Origin of the sequence: Terrimonas rubra, assembly GCF_042686025.1 — a bacterium.
GTDB lineage: Bacteria > Bacteroidota > Bacteroidia > Chitinophagales > Chitinophagaceae > Terrimonas > Terrimonas rubra.
The window spans coordinates 369,274-387,974 of sequence record NZ_JBHUOZ010000001.1 but is presented as its reverse complement, the minus strand read 5'-3'; the positions used below and the strand labels follow the sequence as shown (position 1 = coordinate 387,974).

Here is an 18,701-nt window from a genome sequence, read left to right as displayed (position 1 = left end):
CAAATAGTTATATTTGATGGGTTAAAAAAGGGACTTAAAAAGTAAAAAAACTGCTTCCCGGTGTAACAAAAAAGTTCCACTGTACGTAATACTTTTAAATAACAATTGATGGGTAAATTTGCCCGGTATTAGTAACAGCTTATGACAGAGAAGGACTATAACGAATGTGTAACACAATATGCCGACAACGTGTACAGGTTTATTTTAAAGAACCTGCGCCACGAAGAGGATGCAAAAGATGTGGTACAGACAGCGTTTGAGAAATTATGGATACACAGGGAGGAGATAGATGCTGCCAAGAGTAAATCGTATTTATTTACCGTGGCCTACCACCAGATGATCGATCATATAAGGAAAGTAAAGCGGGTATCATTACAGGAAGAATTTAAAGAAAATGCCATGGTACAGCAGGGAACACAGAACAACCTTAAAAAAGTACTGGAGCAGGCCTTAAGCAAACTAAGTGAAACCCAAAGGTCTTTGATCTTATTAAAAGACTACGAAGGATATAGTTACGAAGAGATCGGGAAGATTACCGGATTAAGTGACAGCCAGGTGAAGGTTTACCTGCACAGGGCCAGGGTACAGATGAAAGAATACCTGGTAAAAGTGGAAAACCTGATATAGCTAAACCCAAACAAAACACAATTAAGTAAAACGCCTCATGAACAATATAAACCGAAATAATTACGAAGAATTTTTTATCCTGCACCTGGATAATGAGCTTAACGCTGAGCAGCAGCAGGCGTTGACGCTTTTTCTTCAACAAAACCCGGACCTGCAGGCCGAACTGGATCTTTTGTCCGGTACCAAGCTGAGTGTAGATGAAACAGTGGTGTTCCCGGATAAAGCATTATTATTTGCAGGTAGTTTATTGCAGCAAACAGCAGAAGGACAGGTATCGGCACAGGACAGCGAAATAATTATGTACCTGGATGCAGAGCTGACGGAGAACGATAAAAAAGCTTTTGAACAAAAACTTGCCGGGGATACCGTATTCCAGCAGCAGGTAGCTTTGTTTGCCAAAACCAAATTACAGGCCTCAGCAGCTGAAGTGTTTCCTGATAAAACATTGTTATATAAAGAAGAAGAGAACAAACGCAGGATTGTACCGATGTACTGGTTGCGTATGGGTGTGGCAGCAGCTGTATTACTTACCCTGGGTGTAGGAGGCTTTAAATGGCTGAATAACCCGGTGAAAAAAACAGAGAATGGTGGCATGGCAGTTACTACAATAACTGATACCAAAGCTACCACCCCGGTAACGCTGGTAGTAACCGAAGAAACGAACCAGGCAGACAATAAAGGCGATGAGCAGGAACCGGCAGAAACACCTGTTAAAGAAAACAGCGTAATACAACAGTCGCAACTACCTGCCAATACCGTTGGTTATGCCGCTCATAAAAATACAGGTAATAGCAATGTAGCTGTAACTAATCAGCCTGCAGCTACGTTATTACAAACAGTAGTAACAAACAGTAACGGAAGTAATAACCTGCCATCAGGGGATAAAAATCCCAATATAAACGGGATGAACAATGCCGCTGTTGAAAATGGTATAGCAGAAATTAAACCCATCAATACTACTGGTAATAATACAATAGCGCCCCAGGTTAAAAATAATAACCAGCCGGCGTTCGCTTCCAACAGCCAGCACGTATTTGATGAGGTGGTAGAAATAGAAGAGCCGGAGAATAAGAAAAACAAACTTCGTGGCTTTTTACGCAAAGTAACCCGCAATTTTCAAAAGCAAACCAGTATTGACATGACAAATGGTGACGATCAGTTGTTGGTGGCCGGTTTTGCCTTCAAAATGTAATCCATAAAATTTCAAACAACTTAACGATGAAAAGAATATTATTATTATGTGCAACTGTATGCACATTACTAAGCAGTTATGCCCAAACCGATACCTTACCTAAAAAAGATCTTCCGCTGGGTGGTGAGAACGATACCCTGATCGTAGGCGGCATGGTGATCATCCGTGGTAATGATGCCGAAGCAAAAATGTTACGTAAAAAAATGTACAAACCTAAAAACATCACTACTAACTGGTTTGTACTGGACCTTGGTTTTTCCAACTTTGTTGACAATACACAATACGGCGTAGGTACCGCAGCCAATGCCTATGCACCCGGCAGTAATGAAGACTGGTTTAAAACAAAATTCGGTAACTCCATTAATGTAAACATCTGGCTGGCCATGCAAAAAGTAAACCTGGTTAAGCACTATGTAAACTTAAAATATGCAGCAGGCCTTGAATTAAATAATTACCGGTTTAAATCACCCATTGTTTATAAAAAAATCACCGGTACCAATACAGGCAGTCCGGTGGTAGAACTGGATGATGTAAGAAACTTTAAGAAAAGCAGGCTTTCGGCTGATTATATTACCGTGCCTTTGATGTTGAACTTCAACTTTACCCCGCATAACGAACGTGAATTTGGCTTTAGTGCAGGTGTGAGCGCCAGTGTATTATACAACTCCCGCCACGTGATCAAAACTTCTGAAGACGGTAAACAAAAAGTAAAGGATGATTTTGACCTGAACCGCTGGAAGCTGTCTTATGTAGGCGAATTATCACTGGGCTTTATCAAATTTTACGGATCATACGCCTTTAAAAGCATGTACAACAAAGGCCTGGATATGACCCCTTATACACTGGGTGTAAGGTTCAGTTACTAAACGCTTGATCTCACGCAATAATGTTATTAAATAGTCATCCCGCCGGAGTTTTCCGGCGGGATTTTTCATGTTGAAAAAGAGCGGGAAATAATATCTTGCAAATACATCGTTAAAAAAATATTAATAGATACTACCCGTATCTTTCCTGACGTTAGTGATGACGCTGATAGATTATAACATGAAGAGTTTAGCCCTTTTATTTACCACATTTATTGGAGCCAGTGTTTGTGTTACTACCTCGGGTACGCACAAATATACCAGTGCAGAACGAACAGTGAAAAGGTATGCAAGCTCCCTGCCTGCCGCGGGACCTACCGGGGCCATTAATATTGTGATTGACAAGTCGGATTATGAACTGACCGTGTATGATGAAAAAGGCTGGTATGCTACTTACCCGGTAGTGTTTGGCAACAATAGCCTGGCCGATAAAAAAATGGAAGGGGATAAAAATACACCCGAAGGAACTTTTACGATCAATGCAAAAAGGGTGCACGAAAAATGGTGCAGGTTTTTAGCCATTGATTATCCTACGGCAGAGAGCTACGAAAAATTTAAACAAAGAAAAGCCAGCGGGCAAATACCCGCCGATGCCAAAATTGGCGGCAGCATTGGTATTCATGGCGTATGGCCCAGGGAGGATTTTGTTATTGATAAGTATAAAAACTGGACCCTGGGCTGTATTTCCATGAAAAACGCCGAAGTAACAGAGTTATATAATTTTACCAAGGTTGGTACCAGGGTGGTTATCCGTAAATAATTATTTTAAAGCATATACCCGGGAACCTGCGGCCTTAACACCCAGCATCATGTTTTTATAAACATTGCTCAGGGATTCAAACTCAAAAGGTAATAACAGCTTACCTGCCTTGTTCACCACTCCCCATTTTTTATCAGATGCTACGTGTGCATAACCGTCTTTAAAGGGCTGTACATTATCGTACCGGAAAGCAATCACCGTTTTATTCTGGAGATCCACGGCGCCTATTTTTTTTTCTTTTTCTACCCAGGACAAACCTTCTGAGGGTAAATAAGTATAGGTATACTCCAAAGGAATAATCACTTTTCCACTATAATCAATAATCCCCATTTTATCTCCTTTTTTAACCTGTGCGTACCCGTTCTGAGGTGCGCCGGCTTCTGTATAGGTATTGTTGTCAACCCGTTCTCCCTTTTTATTAATCAGGTAAAAATCATTGCCGTTTGCCACCATGCAAATGCCTTGGGAGAAAGAAGAAATATTAGTGTATTGGGCCGGGATGATCATTTCCCCTGATTTATTAATTACGCCCCATTTACCACCGGTTTTTACGCAGCCCAAACCATCACTGAAATTTCTTGCCTCTTCATAATACTGCTGGTTAATGGCTTTGCCTCCGGTGTCAATGAACATGTAACGTCCTGCATTATTTTTGATCCAGATGATTCCTTCTGTGCAATCACCCGCATCTGCAGCCGGTACCTGGAAAACCTCTATGCCTTTTTTATTAATAAAAGCCAAGTTGGCTGTGCCGGCTACCTGTACCCTGGCCAGGCCTTCGGAGTACAGGCCTTTTAAATTTTTGAATGAAGCCGATTTTTTAATCACGTTGAACTGCTTATCTACCAAACTGGCTTCTGTATCATACATGGATGCCTGCACAATGGCAAGCCCGGCCGAAAACTGGCTTAATGTGTAGTAATTTTTACTGCTTAATCTTTTACCGGTATAATCGTAATAATCATAATAACCATTTTTTTTACCGATAAAGGTACCGTCATCCGTAAAATTATACATTTCATCCAGGTCCAGCGGTATGGTTTTGTCATTGACAAGGTTATAAAGGGCAATAGATTTGTTGTAACTGATCTTAATGGAGTCTTCTGCCAGGTGCAACGTGGTATAGGCATCTTGTATATTGGGCTGGGCAATAGTTTGTAACAATTTTTTGTTGTAATCAAACACTTCTACCTCATTTGCATGCACCAGTATGACCCGTTTTTTCCCCATGATCACTTTATTGGCCAGGAAGGAAGGGAAAATAACCTGTCCTTTTGGATTGATGATAGTATTGTTAACGCCTTTTTTAACGTGAAAAAAACCATCCCTGGAAGCGTTGATGAATTGTTTTTCCGGCTTTATCAGCCACTGGCCTTTAAGAGTGAGTACCCCGCTGGCGGTATCGTTGCTGAAGATGATATTGTCTTTGGTATAGGTAGGATAATGGGTTGCCAGAAAGCTGGTAAACTCCTTACCTGTGCTGTCAACAATACCGTATTTACTGTTTTTGGTATACACAAATGTCCCCCCGGCATTCCGGGTGGTAATATAGTCATAGCGTGCCGGTACGACCATTACGCCCTTTGTATTGACCACGCCATACATATTGCGGTTATACAGGCCGTTCTTTTGTGTTACGGTGGCATAACCCTTTGTAAACTTCTGTGCCTGCTGGAAGGCCGGCTTTATGGCCCATTCATTTTTTTTATTAATATAACCATACAGTGTATCCGTGCTTAATTTGACAAACGCAAGGCCGTTACTGAAAACGCCGGCATATTGATAGGTGGGAGGTATCACTACTTCGTTTTTTGTATTGATAAAACCCACGTTGCCGCCCTTTGAAAAGGCCATAAGACCTTCTCCGCATTGTCCTAAACTGCGATATTCAACAGGTATTACCAATTTGCCCGAAGCATTTATGGCGCCGTATAGTTTTACAGTATAGGAAGAATCCTTACTCACCACGGCCAGGCCTTCGGAGAAGAAGGAGATGCTTTTATAATCAGGTTCCGTAACCGGTTGCCGGGTGGCGGCATTATACAAACTCATCCTGTTCACCGAGTTTTCGGTTACAAACAATTTATCCTGCCCGCTGTAGGTAATAGCTAAATAGGAGACCGGCAAAATGATATTACCGGTTTTTTCCTCTTTTAAGCCATAGTAGGAAATGGTTCTTCCGGCACCGGTGCTGCGACTTTCATAAATAATGGTATACCCGTTGTCATACTTTACACCCGTCATTACCTGGCTCCTGGCCAGCTGGCAGGTTTGTGCTGCAACACCAATAAGCAAAAGAAGAAGCTGTTTCATACCCATATCGTTTACTGTAATTATGCGGCTAAAGTAGCCGATTTACATACGGCAGGGTATCAGTGCCAGCGGGTATATTAGGCTGTGACCGGCCCAGGCATGGTAAGCAAAATGCTACAATTAACGTTCGGTAGTAACTGTAAAAACGCTGTATCTTCGCAGCCTATCTTTTTACATTTTCAAACCAGTAAATACTATGTCACAAGATTGGAAACAATACCAGGAAGCAAATAAGGAACGTTTTTTAAATGAAATGCTGGACCTGTTACGCATTCCCTCCATCAGTGCAAAATCGGAGTATAAAAACGATATGCAGCGTTGTGCTGATGCGGTTAAAGACAGCCTGCTGGCTGCCGGAGCCGATAAGGCGGAGGTAATGGCTACAGATGGGCACCCGGTGGTATATGGCGAAAAAATAATTGACCCGGCAAAACCAACCGTACTGGTATACGGTCACTATGATGTACAACCCGTAGAGCCGCTGGAACTATGGCATAACGATCCCTTTGATCCGACCATTAAAGATGGTAAAGTATTTGCCCGCGGCAGCGCCGATGACAAAGGCCAGTTTTATATGCATGTAAAAGCCCTGGAAACCCTGGTAAAGACCAATACCATGACCACGAATATTAAGTTTTTAATTGAGGGGGAAGAGGAAGTGGGCTCGCCTAACCTGGGCAAATTTGTAGCGGCCAATAAAGAATTACTGAAAGCCGATGTGATCCTGATCAGCGACAGTTCCCTCTTAAGCATGGAGAACCCTTCACTTGACACCGGTGTACGTGGTTTAAGTTATATAGAGATTGAGGTGACCGGCGCTAACCGTGACCTGCACAGTGGTACCTATGGCGGTGCGGTAGCCAACCCTATTACCATCCTGGCCAAAATGATCGCCAGCTGTCATGACGAAAACAACCATATTACCATTCCCGGTTTTTATGATGATGTAGTAGTGGCCAGTGAGGAAGAGAGGGCCCTGATCAATAAGGCGCCTTATGATGAGCAGGAATACAAAGATGAATTGGGTGTAAAAGAATTGTGGGGTGAAAAAGGCTATTCTACTTATGAGCGTACCGGCATCCGTCCTACACTGGAAGTAAACGGCATCTGGGGTGGGTATACCGGCGAAGGGGCCAAAACAGTATTGCCTTCTAAAGCTTATGCCAAGGTTTCGGCCAGGTTAGTGCCTAATCAAAGCTCTGAAAAGATCACAGAAAAACTATTAAACTATTTCCGCACTATTGCTCCGGCCAGTGTGGAGGTAAAGGCTGAATTACACCACGGTGGTGAGCCTTATATGACACCCATTGACAGCAAGGGCTACCAGGCTGCTTCCAAAGCGCTGGAAACCACCTTTGGTAAAACGCCGATACCGGTGCGTGGCGGCGGCAGTATTCCAATCTGTTCTTTATTGGAGAAAGAACTGGGCATCAAGATCGTTTTCATGGGCTTTGGTTTAGATAATGACAACCTGCACAGTCCTAATGAAAAGTATAATATTGAGAACTATTATAAAGGCATAGAAACCATTCCTTATTTCCATAAGTTCTTTGCTGAATAAGCATATTTACTGCTTCTTCAGAAAACCCTGAACATTTCCTGCTGCTTACCAAGAGTTGTAGCGAAAGCTGTTCAGGGTTTTGTTTTATAACCCTGGGAGTAAAGACATCCTTCAGCCTGTCTCGTTCATGTGATAAAAGTCAATAGGGATAAGGTTTTCGTAAAATTACCAAACTAACAATCGTAAGTATTACTTTACGGACAAAGTACAAATAACAAATTTTAACAAAAAATTATAATACCGAAAAAGTTTACAATTTTTTCATACTAGGTTTAATGTGCTAATAATTCACTCTTCATTAAAAACACATGAGATCATGAAAAAAACTGTTTTCCTTTCTGTATCCTGTTGCTTACTCACCGTAGCAATGATGAGTTGTAAAAAATCCGTAAAAAACGCTTTAGACTCCCATGAGTTAAGCCCCGATGAGACCGCCCTGGTGGTGTCGGCAGGCTTTAACGGTAACTGGGCTGAGAAAACTGCGGATGGAAATTATTTAATTGAAGGAGATATCTTATTGACGTCTTCGCAATTAAAAGAAATGGCCGGTGCAGGCTCATCGCACGAGGTGATTGTTGCCAACGAGGAGCATTACCGTACTACCAACGTGGTGAGTACCCCCAGTTCAGGCCAAAGGACCATTACTGTCCGTTTAGGCTCAGGCTTCCCTACCTATTTTTCTACAGGTCTTGACCAGGCATTAGCCCGGTACAATAACCTTAACTTAAAGATCAGGTTTGTAAGGGTAACCAGTGGTGGTAATATTGTTATTACCAGTGCCAACCTGGGTACCACATCCACCGGTGGTTGTATACTGGGCCAGGCTTCAGGTTTTCCATCAGGGGGTAACCCGGCCAGCGGCTTTACTTTAAGCAACAGCAGCTGTGCTTTGGCTTATTTAAATACGGCTAACAGGGCCGATGAGGTAATTGCCCATGAAATTGGCCATTGCATCGGTTTCCGCCATACCGATTACATGAACCGTTCCAGCTGCGGACAAAATCAGAATGAGGGCTCAGCCGGTATAGGTGCAGTGCATATACCCGGTACCCCAACTACTGTAACAGGCAGCTATAACTCATGGATGATGGCATGTACCAATAATAACCCCGCCTTCAGTTCCAGCGATGCTACTGCTTTGAATTATGTTTATTAAACGATAATTTCATAAGAGGTTGTCTCATTATTGGAGACAACCTCTTGTTATTTGAAAAACCGTATAAAAGCGGTAAATAGTATATGGTTAGGATAAATACCATACTTAAGTTTTGTTCCATTATACCTGCTGTGTTTGTAAGCTTTTGTGCTTTTGGTCAACACGCGGGCAAACCTGACCTGTTTGAAAACTATGCTAATAAAAAGCTGACCGGGTACAATCCATCTAATCCTTATTACATCATCTCCACCAAAGAAAAAAAATTAGAACCTGCACATATCGTACGATGGCTGGATGAGCAGACGGCTATCGTAAAAATTGACCAGGCAGACGAGTATCACCGGCTGGAAAAGAACGGGCAGATCAAAACGGCCAATAATGACTGGAAACTATCGCCCGGATTAACCATACCTGATAATAATGTACAGTTGGTGTATAATATCGGTACTTATAATATGCCTGAACTTTTGTCCGCATTAGAAGCGTACAAACCACGGCTAAAGATCATGAGTATGGATAAAGCTTCTGCATCTGTTCGTATAACCCATGTAACGGGTGCTGTTTTAAAAGAGGTATTGGCTTTACCGGAAGTGGTATTTGTTGACCGCCAGGAAAAGCCGGCGACTGAGATCGCTATTATCGGCTATAACAGGGGTGTTAATGTGCTCAGCACACTCGATTACGATATTCCCTGTGCAAACGGCAGGGGTATAACGGTAGGGGTGAAGGAACAGGCAATGGAAGAAGCTGATCTTGACCTGTATAAAAGGGTATTGCCTTCACCCATTGCCGCCAGTACAAAAACAAACCATGCTACCGTCATCGCTTCTATCATAGGTGGCGCAGGAAACAGCTTTTATGACGGAAGAGGTATTGCCCATGCCTGTACTTTTTTTCCGAGTTCCTTTGATGCTCTTTTTCCTGATGACCCCGCCATACTTCAATCGCAGAAAGTAAATATTCAAAATCATTCCTACGGTACAATTATACAACCGTTTTACGGTGCAGAAGCCCTGAGTTATGATGCGCAAACCTGGGATAACAAGAACATGCTGCATGTTTTTTCATCCGGGAATAAGGGACGTGAATCTGCCGCCAACGGACCTTACGCCGGTATTACCGGTTTTGGCAACCTTACCGGGAATTTTAAGATGGCTAAAAATATTATTACGGTAGGCGCCATTGATAATATGGGAAATATTATTGCCGAAAGTTCGGCCGGCCCGGCTTATGATGGCAGGCTGCTACCGCAGTTAGTAGCGCTTGGCCCTAACGGTACTTCAGATGCGGCCGCTATGGTGAGTGGCACTGCAGCAGTAATGCAACAGGTTTATGCCGATAGTAATGATAATGCAATAGCCCCTGCTGCATTAATTAAAGCAATTTTATACAATACAGCAACGGATCTGCATCATACGGGAATTGATTTTAAAACCGGCTACGGTTCATTAAATGCCTATAAAGCGGTAAGGGCGATGCAGCAAAAAAAATATGATGGCGGTGTTATTTCGCAGGGCCAGGTATGGACCAGGCCCATTACTATACCTGCGGCAACAGCACAGGCGAAAATTACACTGGCCTGGACCGATACCGCAACAATGCTAAATAATAACGGGAAAGCACTCATGAATGACCTGGACCTTGAACTGGTGGAAGTGACCAGTGGCACCGTGTATAAGCCCTGGGTGCTGAATGTGGCGGCACATGCCGATTCATTGAACAAGCCTGCCGCTAGAAAAAGAGACTCCCTCAATACGGCAGAACAAATAAGCATAGCGTTACCTAGCGCCGGTAATTACCTGTTAAAGGTTTATGGAACAACTGTTGTTAACGGAAACATAGCTTTTAGCCTGGCCATTAATACGGATACGCTTAATAGCTTTGCCTTTACAAGCCCGCAACATAGTTCGGAGGTTAACCGGTATGAAACGCCCGATATTTTTATCCGCTGGAAAACATTTGTTGCCGATGCAAATGAAAAGGGCAACCTGTATATCAGTTATAATAACGGCATGGCCTGGCAGCTGATAGGGGCAGACCTGTCGCTTGATAGTTACCAATACCAATGGACCATCAAGGATACCAATAGCCGGGCTGTTTTAAAGATGGAAACGGCTTTCGGGCATTTCCTGTCAAAAGAGTTTGTTGTTACAAAAACCCTTCAGCCATTCCCCGATTTTATTTGTGAGGACTCCCTAAGGCTTAGCTGGAATAAACATATTTATGCCGAAGCGTATAAAATATTTGCTTTAACAGATGGCCCCTATCTGCAACATCTGTTTACAACGAGTGATAGCTTTATCGTTATTAACCGCTTGCAATATCCGTTTAAAGTATTTGCCGTGGAGCCGGTGTTAAGCAACGGTATCCCGGCATCGAGAAGTATTGCTTTTGATATTGATTTCCAGGGGGTGAAATGTTTTTATCAAAACCTGTATCATGAATTGCAGGATGAGAACATTGTGAAGCTGCATCTTAATATCAGCTCACCCGCTTATACCGATAGTGTTTTTTTTGAACAGGTGGATAAACAAGGGGCCTTGGTGAAAACACTCCCCGGTCAAAAGGCCACCGCTGGTTTTTCGTATCACCAGGTAGTTGAAAAACCAGGGGGAGGGGAGAGTTACTGGCGTGCAAAATTAAAAATGAAAGCCGGCGGTTATGTGTATACAGAAGTGATTACCATATCTACTTCCGGTACACAGCATATTTTATTTTATCCTAACCCGGTAAACCGGTCCGGCACTTTAAAATATTTATTGAAACAAGGTGCACCTTTTGATAGTTATTTATACCTGTATGATATTACCGGGAGGCTTGTGAAACAATACCGTCCCATCCCTTCATCCATTAACCCGGCTGACCTGGCTTCGGGATTGCTGATGTATAAACTGTTTAACCGTTCCGGCCAATTACTGGATAGCGGTAAGCTGCTGGTACAATAAGGGAGAGCATATAAAACCCTACAGGTATCGGCGCTGGGTTGTGTAGTTGTTTATGCCATTATAAATGTACAAGTTTGGTTAACTTTGTACTGTTTATTTACAGCATATGGCAGAGAAAGAAAAACTACGGTTAGATAAATATTTGTGGAGTATCCGGTTGTTTAAAACCCGTTCGGCGGCGGCAGCAGCCTGCGATGCCAATAAGGTAAAGTTTAATGATGCTCCCGCAAAAGCGGCACGTACCGTGCAGGTGGGTGATGAATACGAGGTGAAGACCGAAGCCAAGCGCTGGCGCATTAAAGTAACCGGCTTATTGCATACCCGCCAGGCTTACAGTGAGGCGATCAAATACTACGAAGATATTACCCCGCCTGAGGAGCTGGAGCGCATCCAGTTCCAGGCTGCCAGTTTCCATACCGGCAAACGCTTAAGCAAAATTGGCCGCCCTACTAAAAAAGAAAGAAGGGACCTGGATGATTTTATGGGTGATGATGAGTAAGGTGATTTCCTTCCGAATATATCCAGATCAATAAAACACCATACCTGATATTAAACTGCTAATCATTGAAAACAAACCTGCAGCTCATTCAAGCGTTTGAAATACTATTTAAACCATATGAGCAGGAAAAAGTAAATATAGATTCCCTGCAACAACGCATTAGTATAAAAAACGAAGATGCAAGCTGGAAAATGCTGGGCATAGTAGCTGCCTTTAGCTTTTGTATGATGTTGTTAGCTGCATGGGGGCGAGGGATGCAGTTATCCTGGGGTTTTGTAATCTATGCTTTTGTCCCGGGCATCTTAATCATTCTTTTGGTAAAATACTGGAATACACAATTACAAACCATCGACCTGTTTAACCAATGTGTTATTCAGCATAACCGGCTCTTATTATTTTTTAACAGGAAAGTCATTCGTTTTTCCGATGTACGGGAAGTAGTAGTGGAAAAACAATATTTAAATGGCTTGTTTACCACTTATGCCATTGTATTAAAAACAAAGCAGGGCATGATAGACCGGCAGATTTTTATAACCGGGAAAAACGAAGCCTTTACACAGGAGTTGGCGCAATGGTGCAGGGAGGCAATATTTACTACTGCGTAATGGATAAATGATAGTTGAAAGATAAGGCGTAAATTGGACTAATTTTTATTCAGGATGTTATTATTAAACGGCACAGCAACCATTAATTTAGGCACTGATACTATTTTAAACAGATGTCCTGCCTGCGAAGCAGATAAGGAAGTGGATATATTAGTAACCAGTAATTATTTTCATGTTTATTATATCCCGTTTTGGCCTAAGTCCAAAGAGGTAACCTTGATTTGTAAGAGTTGCGGGCTGAAACGTATTGACCTGCCTTTTTCAGACCGGTATGTCAGGAATTACCATGAAATAAAAGACAATTACAAACATCCGGCGTACCTGTATCTTGGTGCCATTATCCTGACAATACTTATTGTATCGCTGGTTATTTCCATTATAAAATAAACCGGTATACTTACCTGTTCACCGGTGTTACTACAGCTGAAGTGTGCGACGCAACAAAAGTCCTTTCAGGGGAGGAACGATGGTAACCCAATAAACATCACCATCCATTAAGGCAAACTGCCCCTTTCAATATCACGCATACCAATAATACTGTCCACGATATAACGGGTATTGCCACGCCAGGGCAGCACGCCGTTATACTCTTTGTAATGCAGGTCAAAATACTTACCGCTGTTCATCTTCAGTATCTCAAACACTTTAGGGTCTTTAATGGAAAACTCAAACTCGTTACTTTGAATAGCACCGGCCGTTTTACTGCGAATACCCTCCTGGATCAGCTTGCCTTCATAGGTCTTAAAAATCTGCCCTTTCTTTACGGCAAAGTTCAGGTAGCCCGATTTTACCCCGTCGCTGGTATAAGGGTAATAGAACTTCCAGTAGATATAACCGGACAGTACCAGTACTAAAAAAATAACAAACGTTAGCAGTATTTTCTTGAATCCGCTCATCCTTGATTTGCCGGTTGTTGGTATGCTTTCCATGGTAAAATATTTATAACAAAAAATTTATCGCAATTACTCAATTTTGTTTATACATTTGTACCCGAAATTACAGTTTGTTTAAAACATAATGAGCAATATTCTTACACATACCAAACAAGTTGCGTTTCACGCAGCCATCACAACGGGAGTTTATGCCGTTGGGTATGATGTATTTATGTATTGTCGTCCCCAATGCCGACGCATTTCCTGACAGGACGAACCATTTACCCAGGTCCCTGTCAGTGAAAAATCTCCGAAAACTTATCAGGACTGGTAATCCCTACTATCTTTAATTCTTTTTCACAGTGGATAATCAAGCAATCGTTGTTCGGGTTGCTAACCCCGATGACAAAATATTTGCTACCATCATCACCGATGAAATGGCTTCCTCTGCCGCAGCCCGTGGTACAGGCATAGCCAAACGTTCGCCGGAATATGTTGCTACCAAGATGGACGAAGGCAAGGCCGTAATTGCTTTTACCGATAAAGGCGATTGGGTGGGCTTTTGTTATATTGAAACCTGGAGCCATGAGCAATATGTGGCTAACTCGGGTTTGATTGTAGCGCCACAGTACCGTAAAACGGGTGTAGCCAAGCGTATCAAAGAAAAAATATTTGAGCTAAGCCGTAAAAAATACCCCAATGCTAAGATATTCGGGTTAACTACGGGGCTGGCAGTGATGAAGATCAACAGCGACCTGGGTTACGAGCCGGTTACCTATTCGGAACTGACACAGGACGAAGCTTTCTGGGCCGGTTGTAAAAGCTGTGTGAACTACCAGATACTGATGAGCAAGGAACGGAAGAACTGTATGTGCACCGCTATGCTGTACGATCCTAAAGATCATTACGAGCCGGAAGAAACAAAAGCTTATTTCGAGGAAAACAAAAAGATCTTCGAACGCCTGCTGCGCTTTAAACAATGGAAATTGTTAAAGCCTTTCCGTAAAAAAGAAAACAAGCCGGGTACCGGCAGTAAACTAAAATCATTATTACATTTCGTTTTCAATTTTTAATTTTCTTAATCTGACATGAGCAAAAAAATTGTTTTAGGGTTTAGTGGTGGTTTAGATACGTCTTACTGTGTTAAATATTTTACAGAGGAATTAGGTTACGAGGTACATAGCATCATTGTAAACACCGGTGGTTTTTCGGCCGAAGAGTTACAGCAGATTGAAAAACATGCCTATCGCCTGGGTGTAAAAACCCATAAAACGGTAGATGCCGTTAAAAGTTATTACGACAGCATTATTAAGTTCCTTATTTACGGGAACGTGCTGAAAAACAATACTTACCCTTTAAGTGTATCGGCCGAGCGTTTGAGCCAGGCCCTGCATATTGCTTCCTATGCCGAGGAAATAGGCGCTGATGCGGTGGCTCATGGCAGTACCGGCGCGGGTAACGACCAGGTTCGTTTTGATATGGTCTTCCATATTATGATCCCCGGTGTAGAGATCATTACACCGATCCGCGACCTGAAACTGAGCCGTGAGGAAGAGATCGCCTACCTGCAAAGCAAGGGCGTGGATATGAATTTTGAAAAAGCCGCATACTCCATCAACAAAGGTTTATGGGGCACCAGCGTGGGTGGCAGGGAAACCCTTTCTTCAAAAGGTATTTTACCTGAGGAAGCCTGGCCTACCCAGGTAACCAAAACTGAAGCGGAGGAAGTAAAACTTAATTTTGAAAAAGGCGAGCTGGTAGGCGTGAACAACAAACCTTTCGATCATCCCTCCAAAGCCATTCAATACCTGCAAACACTGGCCGGTCCCTTTGGTATTGGCCGCGACATACATATCGGCGATACCATCATTGGTATCAAAGGCCGTGTAGGCTTTGAAGCCGCTGCCCCCATGGTTATTTTAAAAGCACACCATGCACTGGAAAAACATGTGCTTACCAAATGGCAGCTTAACTGGAAAGACCAGCTGGCGCAGTTTTACGGCAACTGGTTACACGAAGGCCAGATACTGGACCCTATTATGCGTGATATTGAAAACTTCCTGGAAAGCAGCCAGCGTAATGTAACGGGCGCGGTATATGTGCAGTTACTGCCTTACCGTTTCCAGGTAATTGGTATTGAAAGTCCGTACGACCTCATGAACAGCAAATTTGGTAAATACGGTGAAATGAATACCGGCTTTACCGGTGATGATGTAAAAGGCTTCAGCCGCATTTTTGGTAATCAAACCATGATGTATCATCTTGTAAAAGAGGAAAACGATAAAAAAGAACGACGATAGTTTTGGTTTGTCGGCAGCATAGCCCTGATCGGGCCGCTGTTGCGACGCTCCGTTCATCGTTCCGTTCGCTTTTCAACATAAAGCTAAAAGCCTAAGGCAAAAAGCTGAAAGCAGGGAACATAACGGCTTTCAGCTTTTTGCTTTTTTATTACAAATAGCTTTCAGCTTTGAGCTTTATGCTCTCAGCTTTAAAAAATAAATCATGAGTACAAAAAATATACAGGTAGGCATCATCGGTGGCGCTGGCTATACCGGCGGCGAACTGATCAGGCTGCTGATCCATCATCCGCAGGTAACCGTAAATTTTATCCATAGCCGCAGCCAGGCCGGTAAGCCCGTGGCCAATACCCACCAGGATCTTTTAGGCGATACCGACCTGCAGTTCACCGATGACCTGTCGGCATTGACCAACGGTTCTATTGACGTATTGTTCCTTTGCCTGGGGCACGGTGAATCCAAAAAGTTTGTTGCCGAAAATACTATTCACGATAATATTAAAATCATTGACCTGGCCAATGATTTTCGTTTACAGGCCAATGCCGTTGCCGGTAACCGTACCTTTGTATATGGATTACCCGAACTGAATAAAGCGGCTATACAACAGGCGCAGAACATAGCTAATCCCGGTTGTTTTGCCACGGCCATACAGGTGGGCTTACTGCCTTTAGCACAAGCGGGCTTATTGGGCGAAGTATATACAACTGGTATTACCGGCTCTACCGGGGCTGGCCAAAGCTTATCGGCTACTTCACATTTCAGCTGGCGCGCCAATAATATACAGGCCTATAAAACATTAACGCACCAGCATCTGGGAGAAATTGTACAATCTATCAGCCAGTTAAATGGTGCAGCAGAAACCAGGGGCGGTATCAACTTTGTTCCCTGGCGCGGCGATTTTACCCGTGGTATCTTCATTAGCTCGCAACTAAACAGCGACCTGAGTTTACCGGAACTGCAAACCTTGTACAAAGAGTTTTATGCGGATGCTGCCTTCACACATATCTCTGACGAACCTATTTTCTTAAAACAGGTGGTCAATACCAATAAAGCCATCATCCAGTTAGAAAAAGTAGGCACCAAACTGGTGGTCCACTCCGCCATTGATAATTTACTCAAAGGCGCCAGTGGCCAGGCAGTGCAGAATATGAATTTGATGTTTGGTGTGGAAGAGAGAACGGGGCTGGGGTTGAAGCCGGGAGGATTTTAGGAAGTAATAAGTTGTAAGTTATAAGTATTAAGTTATGCAAAACTATAAAGATTTAAAAGTTTGGGTAAAGGCTCATGAGTTTGCACTTAGTGTTTATACTGTTACACAAAACTTTCCTAAAGAAGAGGTATATGGTTTAACGAGTCAATTGCGAAGAGCAGCTGTAGCTATTGCAGCAAATATTGCAGAAGGGTGTGGTAAAAAAACACAATCTGATTTCGCCAATTTTTTAAATATCTCTTTGGGTTCTGCCAATGAATCCGATTATTACATCTTACTGGCTAAAGACCTTTCTTATATAAAACCAGACAACTTTTTAAGTTTATCCGCACATATTAATGAAATAAAAGCAATGCTAATCAACTTGATTACCAAAGTCCGACAAGGTTAATCAGTTTAAACGGATTTAAAACTTATTACTTAAAACTTATTACTTATTACATATCATGAATCTATTCGACGTTTACCCCATCAACGACATCGCCATAACCAAAGCTTCCGGCTCAAGAGTATGGGATGATAAAGGACAGGAGTATTTAGATCTTTACGGCGGGCATGCTGTTATCAGTATCGGGCATACGCACCCGCATTGGGTAAAAAGAATTGAAGAGCAACTGGAAAAAATTGCTTTTTACTCTAACTCGGTACGTATTCCCTTGCAAACTGAATTGGCAGAGAAACTTGGGAAAATATCCGGTAAGGATGATTACCAGCTGTTTCTTTGTAACAGTGGTGCTGAGGCTAATGAAAATGCCCTGAAACTGGCCTCTTTTCATAATGGACGTAAAAAAGTAGTAGCCTTCAATAAAGCTTTTCATGGCCGTACCTCACTGGCGGTGGCGGTAACGGATAATAAAAACTATGTGGCCCCGGTGAACGAAACGGATAATGTGACCTTCCTGCCTTTTAATGATGAAGCGGCGCTGGAAGCACATTTTGCTGCGAATGGTAATGAAATATCATCGGTGATCATTGAGGGTATCCAGGGTGTAGGCGGTATCAATGTAGCCACGGAAAGTTTTTTACAAAAGATCAGGAGTTTATGTGATCAGTACGGTGCTGTATATATTGCGGATAGTGTACAATGTGGTTATGGCCGTACGGGTAAATTCTTCAGTCACGATTATGCGGGGGTAAATGCCGATATCTACAGCATGGCCAAAGGTATTGGTAATGGTTTTCCGCTGGCGGCAATCATTGTGGCGCCGCATATTAAACCTAAACACTTCCAGTTAGGCACTACATTTGGGGGCAACCATGTTGCCTGCGCTGCGGCACTGGCAGTATTGGAGGTAATGGAAAAAGAACAATTAATTAATAATGCCCATGAAACAGGCGACTACCTTGCAGGGGAGTTAAAAAAGATTGGTGATATTGAGAATGTGCGTGGCCGGGGTCTGATGATAGGTTTTGATGTACCTGATGCGATAAAGGACCTGAAGAAAAACTTACTGTGGAAGCATAAGATATTCACCGGCGAGGCCAAACCTAATGCTATCCGTTTATTGCCTTCATTAGCATTGACCAAAGCTGATGCTGATATATTTTTGGAAGCAGTAAAACAGGAAATTACGGCTTTAAAAGGGTGATAGATGATGAATAATGCACAAGGCCAAATGCTGAATGCTTAAGGCAGGTTCCTGGACATAGCATTAGGATCTGTTCACGAATTAGAGTATGCTTGTTTGCTGGCCTTAGATTTGGATTTTATAACAAAAGAGAGGGAAGCTAAATTAGATATTCACTTAAATGAAGTAAAAGCAAAACTTATAAACCTGATAAAAAGTATCAGACGATAATT

18 protein-coding genes are annotated in these 18,701 nt (G+C 42.7%); 16 read left to right on the top strand and 2 right to left on the bottom strand.

Annotated features, from left to right (window positions below; genetic code table 11):
- Window positions 1-141: 141 nt before the first annotated feature.
- The 4 genes from ACFS6H_RS01540 to ACFS6H_RS01525 all read left to right on the top strand — a co-directional run bounded on the left by ACFS6H_RS01540 (window position 142) and on the right by ACFS6H_RS01525 (window position 3,442).
- A complete protein-coding gene (locus tag ACFS6H_RS01540; protein ID WP_386094374.1) occupies window positions 142-627 on the top strand; it encodes an RNA polymerase sigma factor in 486 nt (161 codons plus the stop codon).
- Window positions 628-664: 37 nt separating this feature from the next.
- Window positions 665-1,819 (top strand): hypothetical protein, encoded by a 1,155-nt coding sequence (locus tag ACFS6H_RS01535; protein WP_386094371.1) that lies wholly within the window; start codon window positions 665-667, stop codon window positions 1,817-1,819.
- A 26-nt stretch (window positions 1,820-1,845) separates the two neighbouring features.
- Window positions 1,846-2,685, top strand: coding sequence for an outer membrane beta-barrel protein (locus ACFS6H_RS01530; protein WP_386094368.1), 840 nt, complete (start codon window positions 1,846-1,848; stop codon window positions 2,683-2,685).
- Window positions 2,686-2,863: 178 nt separating this feature from the next.
- Entirely contained in the window at window positions 2,864-3,442 is a 579-nt protein-coding gene (locus tag ACFS6H_RS01525; protein WP_386094365.1) for a L,D-transpeptidase family protein, read from the top strand.
- On the opposite strand, the gene ACFS6H_RS01520 is transcribed toward ACFS6H_RS01525, so the two are convergent.
- Window positions 3,443-5,755, bottom strand: a complete 2,313-nt coding sequence (locus tag ACFS6H_RS01520) for a WG repeat-containing protein (protein ID WP_386094362.1) — start codon at window positions 5,753-5,755, stop codon at window positions 3,443-3,445.
- Window positions 5,756-5,951: 196 nt separating this feature from the next.
- On the opposite strand from ACFS6H_RS01520, the gene ACFS6H_RS01515 reads away from it, so the two are divergent.
- The 6 genes from ACFS6H_RS01515 to ACFS6H_RS01490 all read left to right on the top strand — a co-directional run bounded on the left by ACFS6H_RS01515 (window position 5,952) and on the right by ACFS6H_RS01490 (window position 12,908).
- Entirely contained in the window at window positions 5,952-7,316 is a 1,365-nt protein-coding gene (locus ACFS6H_RS01515) for a dipeptidase (protein WP_386094359.1), read from the top strand.
- A gap of 316 nt (window positions 7,317-7,632) precedes the next feature.
- Window positions 7,633-8,472, top strand: a complete 840-nt coding sequence (locus ACFS6H_RS01510) for a M57 family metalloprotease (protein ID WP_386094357.1) — start codon at window positions 7,633-7,635, stop codon at window positions 8,470-8,472.
- Window positions 8,473-8,555: 83 nt separating this feature from the next.
- On the top strand, window positions 8,556-11,417 hold the full coding sequence (locus ACFS6H_RS01505; protein WP_386094354.1) for a S8 family peptidase: 2,862 nt from the start codon (window positions 8,556-8,558) through the stop codon (window positions 11,415-11,417).
- A gap of 106 nt (window positions 11,418-11,523) precedes the next feature.
- Window positions 11,524-11,916 carry an RNA-binding S4 domain-containing protein gene (locus ACFS6H_RS01500; protein ID WP_386094351.1) on the top strand — a complete coding sequence of 131 codons (393 nt, stop codon included), beginning with the start codon at window positions 11,524-11,526 and terminating at the stop codon, window positions 11,914-11,916.
- 65 nt (window positions 11,917-11,981) lie between these two features.
- Window positions 11,982-12,521, top strand: coding sequence for a hypothetical protein (locus tag ACFS6H_RS01495; RefSeq protein WP_386094348.1), 540 nt, complete (start codon window positions 11,982-11,984; stop codon window positions 12,519-12,521).
- A gap of 54 nt (window positions 12,522-12,575) precedes the next feature.
- Window positions 12,576-12,908 (top strand): zinc-ribbon domain-containing protein, encoded by a 333-nt coding sequence (locus ACFS6H_RS01490; RefSeq protein ID WP_386094345.1) that lies wholly within the window; start codon window positions 12,576-12,578, stop codon window positions 12,906-12,908.
- Window positions 12,909-13,015: 107 nt separating this feature from the next.
- Here the strand turns inward: ACFS6H_RS01490 and ACFS6H_RS01485 are convergent, their stop codons facing one another.
- Window positions 13,016-13,450 carry a hypothetical protein gene (locus tag ACFS6H_RS01485; RefSeq protein WP_386094342.1) on the bottom strand — a complete coding sequence of 145 codons (435 nt, stop codon included), beginning with the start codon at window positions 13,448-13,450 and terminating at the stop codon, window positions 13,016-13,018.
- Window positions 13,451-13,755: 305 nt separating this feature from the next.
- Between ACFS6H_RS01485 and ACFS6H_RS01480 the strand changes: the two genes are divergently transcribed.
- From ACFS6H_RS01480 to ACFS6H_RS01455, 6 genes are all read left to right on the top strand, one after another.
- A complete protein-coding gene (locus tag ACFS6H_RS01480; RefSeq protein WP_386094339.1) occupies window positions 13,756-14,466 on the top strand; it encodes a GNAT family N-acetyltransferase in 711 nt (236 codons plus the stop codon).
- Between the two features lie 15 nt (window positions 14,467-14,481).
- Entirely contained in the window at window positions 14,482-15,693 is a 1,212-nt protein-coding gene (argG, locus tag ACFS6H_RS01475) for an argininosuccinate synthase (protein WP_386094336.1), read from the top strand.
- A gap of 202 nt (window positions 15,694-15,895) precedes the next feature.
- A complete protein-coding gene (gene argC / locus ACFS6H_RS01470) occupies window positions 15,896-16,900 on the top strand; it encodes an N-acetyl-gamma-glutamyl-phosphate reductase (RefSeq protein WP_386094333.1) in 1,005 nt (334 codons plus the stop codon).
- A 34-nt stretch (window positions 16,901-16,934) separates the two neighbouring features.
- The gene (locus ACFS6H_RS01465) at window positions 16,935-17,291 is read left to right on the top strand and encodes a four helix bundle protein (protein WP_386094330.1); all 357 of its coding nucleotides are present in this window, start codon (window positions 16,935-16,937) and stop codon (window positions 17,289-17,291) included.
- Between the two features lie 55 nt (window positions 17,292-17,346).
- Window positions 17,347-18,489, top strand: coding sequence for an aspartate aminotransferase family protein (locus ACFS6H_RS01460; RefSeq protein WP_386094328.1), 1,143 nt, complete (start codon window positions 17,347-17,349; stop codon window positions 18,487-18,489).
- 51 nt (window positions 18,490-18,540) lie between these two features.
- The gene (locus tag ACFS6H_RS01455) at window positions 18,541-18,699 is read left to right on the top strand and encodes a four helix bundle protein (RefSeq protein ID WP_386097215.1); all 159 of its coding nucleotides are present in this window, start codon (window positions 18,541-18,543) and stop codon (window positions 18,697-18,699) included.
- The last annotated feature ends 2 nt before the right edge of the window (window positions 18,700-18,701 follow it).